Source organism: Enterobacter sp. 4974935 (genome assembly GCF_058661735.1).
The window spans coordinates 801626-814863 of record NZ_JBZWGT010000003.1; the positions used below are offsets into that span (position 1 = coordinate 801626).

General features: G+C 56.0%; 13 protein-coding genes and 5 tRNA genes. 16 read left to right on the forward strand and 2 right to left on the reverse strand.

All coding sequences use genetic code 11. The features are described from left to right. Positions 1–11 precede the first annotated feature (11 nt). Both srlE and srlA read right to left on the reverse strand, forming a co-directional pair. A complete protein-coding gene (gene srlE, locus AC4OVS_RS05045; RefSeq protein ID WP_022649146.1) occupies positions 12–971 on the reverse strand; it encodes a PTS glucitol/sorbitol transporter subunit IIB in 960 nt (319 codons plus the stop codon). Continuing rightward, entirely contained in the window at positions 968–1531 is a 564-nt protein-coding gene (gene srlA / locus AC4OVS_RS05050) for a PTS glucitol/sorbitol transporter subunit IIC (protein WP_003862164.1), read from the reverse strand. The genes srlE and srlA overlap by 4 nt, the downstream gene beginning before the upstream one ends. A 251-nt stretch (positions 1532–1782) precedes the next feature. Here srlA and mltB point away from each other — a divergent pair, with 251 nt between their 5' ends. The 16 genes from mltB (at position 1783) to AC4OVS_RS05130 (ending at position 13185) form a co-directional block, all read left to right on the forward strand. Then, positions 1783–2883: a lytic murein transglycosylase B gene (gene mltB / locus AC4OVS_RS05055; RefSeq protein ID WP_022649145.1), complete on the forward strand. Its 1101-nt coding sequence runs from the start codon at positions 1783–1785 to the stop codon at positions 2881–2883. A 310-nt stretch (positions 2884–3193) separates the two neighbouring features. Next, positions 3194–3847: a metal ABC transporter ATP-binding protein gene (locus tag AC4OVS_RS05060; protein WP_058646232.1), complete on the forward strand. Its 654-nt coding sequence runs from the start codon at positions 3194–3196 to the stop codon at positions 3845–3847. Continuing rightward, positions 3844–4704: a metal ABC transporter permease gene (locus tag AC4OVS_RS05065; protein WP_022649142.1), complete on the forward strand. Its 861-nt coding sequence runs from the start codon at positions 3844–3846 to the stop codon at positions 4702–4704. Before AC4OVS_RS05060 ends, AC4OVS_RS05065 begins: the two co-directional genes overlap by 4 nt. Positions 4705–4718: 14 nt before the next feature. After that, on the forward strand, positions 4719–5597 hold the full coding sequence (locus tag AC4OVS_RS05070; protein WP_150312461.1) for a metal ABC transporter substrate-binding protein: 879 nt from the start codon (positions 4719–4721) through the stop codon (positions 5595–5597). A 130-nt stretch (positions 5598–5727) separates the two neighbouring features. After that, positions 5728–6225 (forward strand): nicotinamide-nucleotide amidase, encoded by a 498-nt coding sequence (gene pncC / locus AC4OVS_RS05075; protein ID WP_003862172.1) that lies wholly within the window; start codon positions 5728–5730, stop codon positions 6223–6225. Positions 6226–6314: 89 nt separating this feature from the next. Then, positions 6315–7373, forward strand: a complete 1059-nt coding sequence (recA, locus tag AC4OVS_RS05080; protein ID WP_022649140.1) for a recombinase RecA — start codon at positions 6315–6317, stop codon at positions 7371–7373. Positions 7374–7441: 68 nt separating this feature from the next. After that, positions 7442–7942 carry a recombination regulator RecX gene (gene recX, locus AC4OVS_RS05085; RefSeq protein WP_038416578.1) on the forward strand — a complete coding sequence of 167 codons (501 nt, stop codon included), beginning with the start codon at positions 7442–7444 and terminating at the stop codon, positions 7940–7942. Positions 7943–8073: 131 nt separating this feature from the next. After that, entirely contained in the window at positions 8074–10701 is a 2628-nt protein-coding gene (alaS, locus tag AC4OVS_RS05090; RefSeq protein WP_022649139.1) for an alanine--tRNA ligase, read from the forward strand. 241 nt (positions 10702–10942) lie between these two features. After that, positions 10943–11128, forward strand: a complete 186-nt coding sequence (gene csrA / locus AC4OVS_RS05095) for a carbon storage regulator CsrA (RefSeq protein ID WP_000906486.1) — start codon at positions 10943–10945, stop codon at positions 11126–11128. Positions 11129–11470: 342 nt separating this feature from the next. Beyond that, positions 11471–11563: transfer RNA gene (locus tag AC4OVS_RS05100), tRNA-Ser, on the forward strand. A 4-nt stretch (positions 11564–11567) separates the two neighbouring features. Then, positions 11568–11644: transfer RNA gene (locus AC4OVS_RS05105), tRNA-Arg, on the forward strand. A gap of 64 nt (positions 11645–11708) precedes the next feature. Continuing rightward, positions 11709–11785: transfer RNA gene (locus AC4OVS_RS05110), tRNA-Arg, on the forward strand. Positions 11786–11849: 64 nt separating this feature from the next. Then, a tRNA-Arg gene (locus tag AC4OVS_RS05115) sits at positions 11850–11926 on the forward strand. Positions 11927–11990: 64 nt separating this feature from the next. Continuing rightward, positions 11991–12067, forward strand: a tRNA-Arg gene (locus AC4OVS_RS05120). A 126-nt stretch (positions 12068–12193) separates the two neighbouring features. Continuing rightward, on the forward strand, positions 12194–12760 hold the full coding sequence (gene yqaB / locus AC4OVS_RS05125) for a fructose-1-phosphate/6-phosphogluconate phosphatase (RefSeq protein WP_022649138.1): 567 nt from the start codon (positions 12194–12196) through the stop codon (positions 12758–12760). Then, on the forward strand, positions 12757–13185 hold the full coding sequence (locus AC4OVS_RS05130) for a YqaA family protein (protein ID WP_017692791.1): 429 nt from the start codon (positions 12757–12759) through the stop codon (positions 13183–13185). Before yqaB ends, AC4OVS_RS05130 begins: the two co-directional genes overlap by 4 nt. Positions 13186–13238: the final 53 nt, after the last annotated feature.

Sequence of the window (13238 nt, forward strand, 5' to 3'; positions counted from 1 at the left end):
GCAGGAACCTCTTATTGATAAATAAAGCCGGAGACAAACCAGGCAATCAGCACCGTGGGCGCGCCCGTCAGGAAGCGGCTCACCAGCACGGAGGGGACGCCCACGCGCACGGTGTCCTGACGTGCTTCCGCCAGCGACAGCCCGACGGGGATGAAGTCGCATGCCGCCTGAGCGTTAATGGCAAAAAGGGCAGGCAGAGCGAGGTGCGGGGGAATGTTGCCCAGACCAATCTGTACGCCAATCAGCACGCCGATGACCTGGGCAATCACCGCGCCCGGGCCGAGAAACGGCGACAGCAGCGGGAAGGAGCAGATCAGCGCCAGCGTCACCAGGCCGAGCGGGTGGCTGGCGAGCGGGGCGAGGCCGTGGGCAATCCAGTCGCCGAGGCCGGAGGCCATGATGATACCGATCAGCGCCGAGACGAACGCCATAAACGGCAGAATGGTTTTCAGCACCGTGTCGATGGTGTCGCGCCCGGACTGGAACAGCACCGCCACGGCGGACCCCATCCCCATCCCGACCTTCGCCAGCAGGCCATCGCTCTGCTCGGTGATTTTTTTGCTGGTGTCGTACTCGCGCGGGGCCGCTTTTTGCGGCGCGGATGTGCCATTCACCAGCGTGATGTTGTCCTCCTTCACCCCAGAGACATAAATATCCTCAAGGATGTACTGCGCCAGCGGGCCGGATTTCCCGGTGGAGTGAATATTTACCGTCGGAATGCGGCGCTTCGGATAGATGCCGCAGCGCAGCGTGCCGCCGCAGTCGATCACCGCCACGCCGATTTCCGCTTCCGGCGGTTCCCCTTCCTTGAAGCCGTCGACCGCTTCCCAGCCCGTCAGCTCGTGCAGCCTGTCGACGATCGCCGGGCGCGTGCCCGCGGTGATGTACACAATCTTTTTGCCTTCGGTGGCGTCGAACTCCAGCGGGCCGCCCCAGCCGCCCGTGCCTTTCTCAATGCGGATCCGGTTCATGCTGTGGCTCCTGAAAGATGGACTTTCTGTTCAAGCTGGATGCCCATTTTTTTCTCAAAAATGGCGGTGGTGAGATCCGTCACCCAGCCGCGGAAGAAGTTGGTGACCAGACCGACCAGCAGGTAGCTCACCGCCAGCGGGCCGAGCGGCAGGCCAAGCGTGGTAAGGCCGCTGGCGATCCCGAGATAAACGAACAGCTCGCCGGGGTTGATGTGCGGGAACAGGCCGTTCATGGAATGGCAGCTGTAGGAGGCGGCGGCGTAATAGCTCGGCTTGTACTTCTCTGGCATAAAGCGGCCGAGGCTTAAGGTCATCGGGTTGCAGAACACAAAGGTGCCGATGAAGGGCAGGATCAGGTAGCGGGACAGCGGGTTTCCGGCGCAGCGCTGGGCGAAGCGTTCAATACGCTGCTGGCCGATAAAGTTAATCAGCGCGTTCATGATTACCAGCAGGCTGATCAGCAGGGGCAGGATCCCGGTCACCATGCCGGTGAATACCTCGCCGCCTTTCTGAAAAAGCCCGATGAACCACTCGGCGCCGTGGGTGATGGTTTCTATCATTCTTCTCTCCTGTAGGGCGTTTGTTTTTGTCTGTTCGGGGCTAATAATAATCAAATTGAAAGCTTTTAAAGTGTTAATTAGATCTCACAATGAAAGAAAAATGGATTAATTTGAAAGATAATTGGTGGGGCGAATGATTTTCGATGGAAAAAAGCGCGGATTTGCGTTGGGGAGGTGTGTACCGCTTCCTTGAGGTGTTGCGGATGCTTTACCATACTGGGTTCTTACCGAACTCGTTAAATGGATGCCACATGTTCAAGCGTCGTTATGCAGCGCTGTTACCTGCGCTTATTCTCCTGTCCGCCTGTAGTAGCAAACCCAGGACTGAAGCTGTTCAACAAACGGCGGGCGCGCCTTCCGGCGGGTTCCTGCTTGAGCCGCAGCACAATATGATGCAGATGGGCGGCGACTTCGCGAATAACCCTGCGGCCGAACAGTTCATCGATAAAATGGTGAGCAAGCACGGTTTTGATCGCCAGCAGCTGCATGCCATTTTGTCTCAGGCGAAGCGTCTGGACTACGTGCTGCGCCTGATGGACAGGCAGGCGCCGACGGCCCAGGTGCCGACCGGGCCAAACGGGGCGTGGCTGCGCTATCGCAAACAGTTTATTACCCCGGACAACGTGCAAAATGGCGTGGTGTTCTGGAATCAGTATGAAGACGCCCTGAATCGTGCGTGGCAGGTCTATGGCGTGCCGCCGGAGATCATCGTCGGTATTATTGGGGTCGAGACTCGCTGGGGACGCATTATGGGTAAAACCCGCATCCTCGATGCGCTGGCGACGCTCTCCTTCAACTACCCGCGCCGCGCCGAGTATTTCTCCTCTGAACTGGAAACCTTCCTGCTGATGGCGCGAGACGAACAGGACGATCCGTTAGATCTGAAAGGGTCGTTCGCCGGTGCGATGGGCTACGGCCAGTTTATGCCGTCCTCCTATAAGCAGTACGCGGTAGATTTTAACGGGGATGGTCACATCAACCTGTGGGATCCCGAAGACGCCATTGGCAGCGTGGCCAACTACTTCAAAGCGCACGGCTGGACGCCGGGCGGCCAGGTGGCGGTACAGGCGAACGGCGAGGCGTTTGGTCTGGAAAACGGATTTAAAACCAAATACAGCGTGGCGCAGCTTGCAGCGGCAGGCTTAACGCCGTCGCAGCCGCTGGGCAATGTTGACCAGGTGAGCCTGCTGCGCCTGGATGTCGGAACCGGTTATCAGTACTGGTTCGGACTGCCGAACTTCTACACCATTACCCGCTACAACCACAGCACGCACTATGCGATGGCGGTGTGGCAGCTGGGGCTGGCGGTGTCTCAGGCGCGTGTGCCGGCAGCGTCACCGTTTAGCCAGTAAGTTACCCCGACGGGTAGGCCGGGTAAGGCAACGCCGCCACCCGGCATGGCTGCCCGCACGGTGCGGCCTGATGCCCTCACCCTGACCCTCTCCCACGGGAGAGGGAAGTTTGCAGAAACATTTCGCCACATTCCCATTTCACTCCCGCCGTTTACATCTTAATCGTCTTTCATTATTGTTATGTTATAACATAATTTTGAATTGAGATGTCCATGTCCCTGTTTTCTCTCTCATCCCCGGTTCGTCTGCTGCTGGCGCTGATGCTCATTCTGTTTCTCGGCCTGGCCGTGCGCTGGGCGGTGGCGTTGCCATGATCGTGATGAACGACCTGGTGGCGGGTTACGATCGCCAGCCCGTTACGCGCGCACTGTCCGGCGTGATTGAACGCGGGAGCATGACCGCCATCGTCGGGGCCAACGGCTGCGGCAAATCCACGCTGCTGAAAACGCTCGCTGGCTTTCTTCCGCCCGTCAGCGGTACGTTTCGCTGGCAGGGGAGACGTCCGGTGGTGGGCTGGCTGGCGCAGCGTCACGCGCTGGAGGCGCAATTTCCTCTGACCGTGCAGGACGTGGTGAGCATGGGCTGCTGGCCAGAAATCTCGCTATTTGCCAGTTTTCGTCGGGATACCCGCATGCGCATTGCCGGCGCGCTTGAGCGCGTGGGGCTGGCGTCCATGGCGTTATCCACCATCGATGAACTCTCCGGCGGGCAATTCCAGCGCATGCTGTTTGCCCGCGTTTTAGTGCAGCAGGCGCCGCTGGTGATGCTGGACGAACCCTTCACCGGCGTTGATGAAGCGACCTGCAACGTGCTGATGGATCTGATGCTGGAGATGTATATGCAGGGGCAGACCCTACTGGCGGTTCTGCATGACAGCGAGCGCGTAGCACGTCACTTCCCGCAGACGTTACGTCTGGACGCTGATAGTCCCCAATGGAAAACCGAGCGGGTGAGGGTGGCATGATCTGGCATACATTCTTCCAGCCGTTTATTGAGTACGGCTTTATGCGCCGTGCACTGGTGGTTTGCCTGGCGCTCTCCGTCAGCACCACGGCGCTGGGCGTATTCCTTCAACTGCGTCGGATGAGCCTGATGGGGGACGCCCTTTCTCATGCCATTTTGCCGGGTGTCGCGGTGGGCTATCTGCTCAGCGGTATGTCGCTGCTGGCAATGACTGTCGGCGGGTTTATTGCCGGGATCGCCGTTGCGCTGGTGGCCGGGCTGGTCAGCCGCCGCACGCCCCTTAAAGAGGATGCCAGCTTCGCGGGGTTTTACCTGGGTTCCCTGGCGCTGGGCGTCACGCTGGTGTCGCTGCGCGGTTCAAATGTCGATCTGCTTCATCTTCTGTTTGGCTCCATTCTCGCCGTGGATAGCGCGTCAGCCCTGTTCGTGACGGGCGTTTGCATGTTCACGCTCCTCACGCTGGCGATGTTTTATCGTGGGCTGGTCAGCGAAGCGTTCGATACCGCGTGGTTGCAGGTGAACGCGCGCTGGCTGCCCGGGATGTTACACGGTCTGTTTCTGGCGCTGCTGGTGCTCAACCTGGTGGCCGGTTTTCAGGTGCTCGGCACGTTGATGGCCGTCGGGCTGATGATGTTACCCGCCGTGGCGGCACGCTGCTGGGTGCGCACCCTGCCAGGGTTACTTCTGATGGCGGGTATCAGCGGTATTTTTTGCGCGTGGCTGGGCTTAAGCCTTTCCTGGGCAGTGAGTCTGCCCGCCGGGCCCTCCATTGTGCTGACCGCCAGCGCATTGTTCTTTATTTCCGTTTTATTTGGCACGCGCAGCAGGCTGGCGGATAGCCTGCGGGCGCTTTTTTAACGCAAGGGGAAACGATGAAACGTACAGGGTTAGCCGTGGCGCTCGCGCTCGGCATGATGACGCACGGCGTAATGGCGAAAACGCTTAATGTGGTGACCAGCTTTTCCATCCTGGGAGACATCACGCAGCAGGTTGGCGGCGATCGTGTGAAGGTGACGACGCTGGTGGGGCCGGACGGTGATCCCCATACTTTCGAACCCTCGCCCAAAGACAGCGCGGCGTTGAGTAAAGCTGACGTGGTGGTGGTCAATGGGCTGGGGCTGGAGGGCTGGCTCGATCGTCTGGTGAAAGCCTCCGGATTCAAAGGCCAGCTGGTGGTTGCTTCGGACGGCGTGAAAACGCACACGCTGGAAGAGGACGGTAAAACCGTGACCGATCCGCACGCGTGGAACAGCGCGGCGAACGGCGCGCTGTATGCGCAAAATATTCTCTCTGGGCTGGTGAAGGCCGATCCTGAAGATACGGCGGCGCTTGAAGCTACCGGTAAACCCTATATTGCGCAGCTCTCTCAGCTGGACGGTTGGGCTAAAAAGCGTTTCAGCGACATCCCACAGGCGAAGCGCAAAGTGCTGACCAGCCACGACGCCTTCGGCTATTTCAGCCGCGCCTACGGCGTGACGTTTATGGCGCCGCAGGGGCTGTCGTCTGAGAGTGAAGCCAGCGCGGCGCAGGTAGCGGAGAGCATCAATCAGATTAAAGCTGACGGTGTGAAAACCTGGTTTATGGAAAACCAGCTTGATCCGCGCCTGGTGAAGCAGATTGCGACCGCCACGGGCGCCCAGCCGGGCGGTGAACTTTACCCGGAAGCGCTGTCCGCGAAGGGCGGCGTGGCGGACACCTACGTCAAGGCGTTTCGCCACAATGTGGATACCCTCGCTAACAGCATGAAATAAGCGTCTCTCTGGCCGATGCGCCCGCATCGGCTTTTTTCTGAAGCCCCCTCGTAAAACCCGACGCGCATCCCCATATTTGATGAGAAAGTGCTATCTTGTGCTGCATGTTTTTCTAAGGCCTGGAGCGAGAATGACTGACCATGAATTGATGCAGCTAAGCGAAGTGGTGGGGCTGGCGCTGAAACAGCGCGGCGCGACTCTTACGACCGCAGAATCCTGCACCGGCGGCTGGGTGGCGAAAGCAATTACCGATATTGCTGGCAGTTCCGCCTGGTTTGAACGCGGCTTTGTGACCTACAGTAACGAGGCTAAAGCGCAGATGATTGGCGTGCGTGAAGCCACGCTTGAGCAGCATGGCGCGGTCAGCGAGCCGGTGGTGATCGAAATGGCGATTGGCGCGCTGAAAGAGGCGCGCGCAGATTACGCTATCTCCATCAGCGGTATCGCGGGGCCGGACGGCGGCAGCGACGTGAAGCCTGTCGGCACCGTCTGGTTTGGCTTTGCCACCTCAAAAGGTGAAGGGATCACCCGCCGGGAATGCTTCAGCGGCGATCGCGAAAGCGTGCGTCGTCAGGCAACGGAATACGCGTTAAAAACGCTCTGGCAACAATTTCTACAAAATACTTGATACTGTATGACTATACAGTATAATTACCTCAACAGAACAGAAGTCCATGGTGAAGCGCAGTTGCTTCTCCCGGCATGACAGGAGTAATAATGGCTATCGACGAAAACAAACAGAAAGCGTTGGCGGCAGCACTGGGCCAGATCGAAAAGCAATTCGGTAAAGGCTCCATCATGCGCCTGGGTGAAGACCGTTCCATGGACGTGGAAACTATCTCCACTGGTTCGCTTTCTCTTGATATCGCACTGGGCGCTGGCGGTTTACCGATGGGCCGTATCGTAGAAATCTACGGTCCGGAATCCTCGGGTAAAACCACCCTGACGTTGCAGGTTGTTGCGGCGGCACAGCGCGAAGGTAAAACCTGTGCGTTTATCGATGCCGAGCACGCGCTGGACCCGGTCTATGCCCGTAAACTGGGCGTTGATATCGACAACCTGCTGTGCTCACAGCCGGACACCGGCGAGCAGGCCCTGGAAATTTGTGACGCGCTGGCGCGCTCAGGTGCGGTTGACGTGATCATCGTTGACTCCGTTGCGGCGCTGACGCCAAAAGCGGAAATTGAAGGTGAAATCGGTGACTCTCACATGGGCCTCGCGGCACGTATGATGAGCCAGGCGATGCGTAAGCTGGCGGGTAACCTGAAGCAGTCCAATACGCTGCTGATCTTCATCAACCAGATCCGTATGAAAATTGGTGTAATGTTCGGTAACCCGGAAACCACCACCGGCGGTAACGCTCTGAAATTCTACGCTTCTGTCCGTCTGGATATCCGCCGTATCGGCGCGGTGAAAGAGGGGGATAACGTCGTCGGTAGCGAAACCCGCGTGAAGGTTGTGAAGAACAAAATCGCAGCACCGTTCAAACAGGCTGAATTCCAGATCCTCTACGGCGAAGGTATCAACTTCCTCGGCGAGCTGGTTGACCTGGGCGTGAAAGAGAAGCTGATTGAAAAAGCGGGCGCATGGTACAGCTACAACGGTGACAAGATTGGTCAGGGTAAAGCGAATGCTATCTCCTGGCTGAAAGAGAACCCGGCGGCGGCGAAAGAGATTGAGAAAAAGGTGCGTGAACTCCTGCTGAGCAACCAGGACTCTAAACCTGATTTCGTGGTCGACGGCGCGGATGCTGAAGAAACCAACGAAGATTTTTAATCCTCTCGGATAAAAATGAAGGGCTGCTGATGCGGCCCTTTTTGCATTTCTGAATCGACAGGTTTTTTATGAGTGAACCGACATCACGCCGACCAGCCTACTCACGCTTGCTGGATCGGGCCGTGCGTATTCTTGCCGTGCGTGACCATAGCGAACAGGAGCTGCGGCGGAAACTGTCAGCGCCCGTCATGAGCAAAAACGGTCCGGAAGACATTGATGCCACCGCGGAAGATTATGACCGCGTGGTTGCCTGGTGCTACGAGCATCACTATCTGGATGACGGCCGTTTTGCCGCTCGCTTTCTTGCCAGCCGTGGTCGTAAAGGCTATGGGCCAGCGCGTATCCGCCAGGAGCTGAACCAGAAAGGTGTAGCCCGTGAATCGATTGAAAAAGCCATGCGCGAAAGTGAAATCGACTGGTGCGAACTGGCGCGTGAGCAGGCGGTACGAAAGTACGGTGAGCCGCTGTCGCGTGAATTTTCAGAAAAAGTTAAAATCCAGCGCTTTTTGCTCTACCGCGGCTTCCTGATGGAAGATATTCAGGATATCTGGCGTAATTTTACCGATTGAACGCATGCGGGATTTTACTTCCCACTAAAGAAAACTTATCTTATTCCCACTTTTTCCAGTAGCTGGTCCGTCCAACTGTTTACAGATACAGATCTGCTGCGACATTTCGTTAGCTTGATTTCAGGATAATTATGAGCAAGAGCACCGCTGAGATCCGTCAGGCGTTTCTCGATTTTTTCCATAGTAAGGGACACCAGGTTGTTGCCAGCAGCTCCCTGGTACCGAACAATGACCCGACTCTGCTGTTTACCAACGCCGGGATGAACCAGTTCAAGGATGTGTTCCTTGGTCTCGACAAGCGTAATTATTCCCGCGCCACAACCTCACAGCGTTGCGTGCGTGCGGGCGGTAAACACAACGATCTGGAAAACGTCGGTTACACCGCGCGCCACCACACTTTCTTCGAAATGCTGGGTAACTTCAGCTTCGGCGACTACTTCAAACACGACGCCATTCAATATGCGTGGGAACTGCTGACCGGTGAAAACTGGTTTAATCTGCCGAAAGAGCGTCTGTGGGTGACCGTGTATGAGACCGATGACGAAGCGTTCGACATCTGGGAAAAAGAAGTGGGTATCCCTCGCGAACGTATCATCCGTATCGGTGACAACAAAGGCGCGCCTTACGCGTCTGATAACTTCTGGCAGATGGGTGACACCGGCCCTTGCGGTCCGTGCACCGAGATCTTCTACGATCATGGTGACCACATCTGGGGCGGCCCTCCGGGAAGCGCGGAAGAAGATGGCGATCGCTACATTGAGATCTGGAACATCGTCTTCATGCAGTTCAACCGTCAGGCCGACGGCACCATGGAGCCGCTGCCAAAACCGTCCGTAGATACCGGTATGGGTCTTGAGCGTATCGCGGCCGTTCTGCAACACGTTAACTCCAACTATGAGATTGACCTGTTCAGCACCCTGATCAAAGCCGTTGCCGAAGTGACGGGCGCAACCGATCTGAACAACAAATCACTGCGCGTTATCGCAGACCATATTCGTTCTTGTGCGTTCCTGATTGCTGACGGCGTTATCCCGTCGAATGAAAACCGTGGCTATGTGCTGCGTCGTATCATTCGTCGTGCGATCCGTCATGGCAACATGCTGGGCGCGAAGGACACCTTCTTCTATAAACTCGTTGGGCCACTGATTGGCGTGATGGGCTCTGCCGGTGACGAGCTGAAACGCCAGCAGGCGCAAGTTGAACAGGTTCTGAAAACCGAAGAAGAGCAGTTTGCCCGTACGCTGGAGCGCGGACTGGCGCTGCTGGACGACGAGCTGGCGAAACTCAAGGGCGACACGCTGGATGGCGAAACCGCTTTCCGCCTGTACGACACCTACGGCTTCCCGGTTGACCTGACGGCGGACGTTTGCCGCGAGCGCAACATCAAAGTTGACGAAGCAGGCTTTGAAGCCGCAATGGAAGAGCAGCGTCGTCGTGCGCGTGAATCCAGCGGTTTTGGCGCGGACTACAACGCGATGATCCGCGTTGATAGCGCGTCTGAATTTAAAGGCTACGAAGAGCTGGCTCTGACCAGCAACGTGACCGCGCTGTTTGTTGACGGTAAAGCCGTAGACAGCATTAGCGCAGGTCAGGACGCGGTTGTTATCCTGGATAAAACACCGTTCTATGCGGAATCCGGCGGCCAGGTTGGCGATAAAGGCGAACTGAAAGGCAATGGCTTCAGCTTCAGCGTAAGCGATACCCAGAAATACGGTCAGGCAATTGGTCACCAGGGCAAACTGGTTTCCGGTTCTCTGAAAGTGGGCGAGGGCGTTCAGGCCAACGTTGACGAAGCTCGCCGCGCGCGCATTCGTCTGAACCACTCGGCAACCCACCTGATGCACGCAGCCCTGCGCGAAGTGCTGGGTACGCACGTTGCACAGAAAGGTTCTCTGGTTAACGACAAAGTGCTGCGTTTCGACTTCTCGCATTTTGAAGCGATGAAGCCGTCTGAAATTCGTGCGGTGGAAGACCTGGTGAATGCCCAGATCCGCCGCAACCTGCCAATCGAAACCCACATCATGGATCTTGAGGCAGCGAAGAAGAAAGGTGCGATGGCGCTGTTTGGCGAGAAATATGACGACCGCGTTCGCGTGCTGAGCATGGGCGACTTCTCTACCGAACTGTGTGGCGGTACTCACGCATCCCGCACCGGTGACATCGGCTTGTTCCGCATCGTTTCCGAGTCGGGTACGGCGGCAGGCGTGCGTCGTATTGAGGCGGTGACCGGGGAAGGTGCAATTGCCAGCCTGCATGCGCAGAGCGACCAGCTGCACGAGATCGCGCAACTGCTGAAAGGCGATAGCCAGAACCTGGGCGAGAAAGTGCGTGTCGCGCTGGATCGTACCCGTCAGTTGGAAAAAGAACTCCAGCAGCTGAAAGAACAGGCTGCGGCGCAGGAGAGCGCAAACCTCTCCAGCAAAGCGGTAGACATTAAGGGCGTCAAACTGCTGGTCAGCGACCTGGCGGGCGTTGAGCCTAAGATGCTGCGTACCATGGTCGACGATCTGAAGAACCAGCTTGGTTCGACGGTTATCGTGCTGGCAACGGTCGCAGAGGGTAAGGTTTCTCTGATTGCGGGCGTCTCTAAGGATGTGACGGATCGTGTCAAAGCAGGGGAACTGATTGGCATGGTCGCCCAGCAGGTGGGTGGCAAAGGTGGCGGTCGTCCGGACATGGCGCAAGCCGGTGGTACGGATGCGGCGGCACTTCCCGCGGCATTAGCCAGCGTTGAAAGCTGGGTAAGCGCGAAACTGTAATAACTACAAAGCACAAGCAGACGCCATAGCGGTAACGTTATGGCGTCTTGCTCACTGCGCTATCGATAACGATAAAGTCAGGTTGAGTTTGTGTATATCGGCTAAACTTACGTTTAACAGAATGTGATGCCGTGACTGCTTACACTTTACGTGTTTGTCATCGCTTACTTTTTGGCGTTATATGATGGATAATGCCGGGATACAAGAGACCCGACTCTTTTAATCTTTCAAGGAGCAAAGAATGCTGATTCTGACTCGTCGAGTTGGTGAGACCCTCATGATTGGGGATGAGGTCACCGTGACAGTTTTAGGGGTAAAGGGTAACCAGGTACGTATTGGTGTTAACGCTCCTAAAGAAGTATCTGTCCACCGTGAAGAGATCTACCAGCGTATCCAGGCTGAAAAATCCCAGCAGTCCAGTTACTGATATTGTCGCGTCTCGCTGTCGGGCGAGACGCAACCCTCCCGCTATTTTTCCTGCATAAAGTTACCGTTCTATTTCAAACGCTTCGTTTTTGACCACTCTCATAATCTTATCTCATCCAAATGACGCGCTTCTCTCAACACAATTCTGTGAAGATGCCTGCAAAATCCGCTTATAAAACACTCTCTTTGCGGCTTTTACATGCGAATTGCGTGCGAATTGTGCAAACGAAAAAAGCATGTGGAAAATTGTTTGACTTATAAGTCCCAGAAAGTAATATATGCGCCACGCAGCGACGAGAAGCTCTTAACGAGTTGCTCGAAGCACTCGAAAGAGGCGTTGTGTGGTGAGGTGGCCGAGAGGCTGAAGGCGCTCCCCTGCTAAGGGAGTATGCGGTCAAAAGCTGCATCCGGGGTTCGAATCCCCGCCTCACCGCCATTTTGCATCCGTAGCTCAGCTGGATAGAGTACTCGGCTACGAACCGAGCGGTCGGAGGTTCGAATCCTCCCGGATGCACCATCTATTACTTCATATTGCTTTCGAAGTGATATGAATATCGAGCAGTACAGTAGTAAATCCCGATGCATCCGTAGCTCAGCTGGATAGAGTACTCGGCTACGAACCGAGCGGTCGGAGGTTCGAATCCTCCCGGATGCACCATTTTTTACTTCATATTGCTTTTGAAGTGATATGAGTATCGAGAAGTACAGCAGTAAATCCCGATGCATCCGTAGCTCAGCTGGATAGAGTACTCGGCTACGAACCGAGCGGTCGGAGGTTCGAATCCTCCCGGATGCACCATTTTTTAATTCATATTGCTTTTGAAGTGATATGAGTATCGAGAAGTACAGCAGCAAATCCCGATGCATCCGTAGCTCAGCTGGATAGAGTACTCGGCTACGAACCGAGCGGTCGGAGGTTCGAATCCTCCCGGATGCACCATCTCTTCTTGTGATCCCCTTCGATGTTTAGTTCTTAATCACTCTCATTGTTATCACTTCGCAATCAGCGACAAAAATCCCCTTTTACGATAAAGTAATGCTTTGTTAATCGTTTAGCGAGAGCACGATGTACGCACAGTATGACGGTTTGATCTTCGACATGGACGGCACCCTCCTGGATACCGAACCCACGCATCGTCAGGCCTGGACCGAAGTCCTGGGCCGTTACGGTATGCGCTTCGATTTACAGGCGATGATTGCCCTCAACGGATCGCCCACCTGGCGTATCGCACAGGCCGTGATTGAGCTGAATCAGGCCGATCTCGACCCGCACCAGCTCGCGCGTGAAAAAACCGACGCGGTAAAAGCCATACTGTTAGACACCGTGCAGCCTTTACCACTCATTGACGTCGTCAAGGAGTGGCACGGCCGTCGTCCTATGTCTGTCGGTACGGGCAGCGAGAGCGCGATTGCTGAAGCGCTACTCAAACACCTTGGCCTGCGCCACTATTTTTCTGCCGTCGTTGCCGCCGATCATGTTAAACATCACAAACCCGCACCGGATACCTTCCTGCGCTGTGCAGAATTAATGGGTGTACCACCTGCAAAATGCGTGGTGTTTGAAGATGCTGATTTTGGCATTCAGGCCGCGCGTGATGCCGGAATGGCGGCGGTGGATGTTCGCTTACTGTGAGTGACGCGCTGTCACTCGCTTCATTATTCGCCAGCAGTTTTTTAAGCTCCACCCTCTTACCGGGGAATTCGGAAGTGGTGCTGGTGGCGATGCTGTTGTCCGGCGTGAGTCAGCCCTGGTTGCTGGTCTTAATAGCAACAATGGGTAATAGCCTTGGAGGGCTGACTAACGTTATTCTTGGACGTTTCTTTCCGCTACGCGAAAAATCTCGCTGGCAGGAAAAGGCAGTGGGCTGGCTAAAACGCTATGGCGCTGCCACGCTGTTATTAAGCTGGATGCCTGTAATAGGCGATTTACTGTGTCTGCTGGCGGGATGGATGCGCATCTCCTGGGGACCGGTGCTCTTTTTTTTGTGCCTTGGCAAGGCGTTACGCTATGTTTTACTGGCATGGGTAACACTACAGGGTATGACGTGGTGGCACTAATTGGTGGAATGAATTCGCGACCTTCAATCGTCAACCATTACAATTATGCTGAG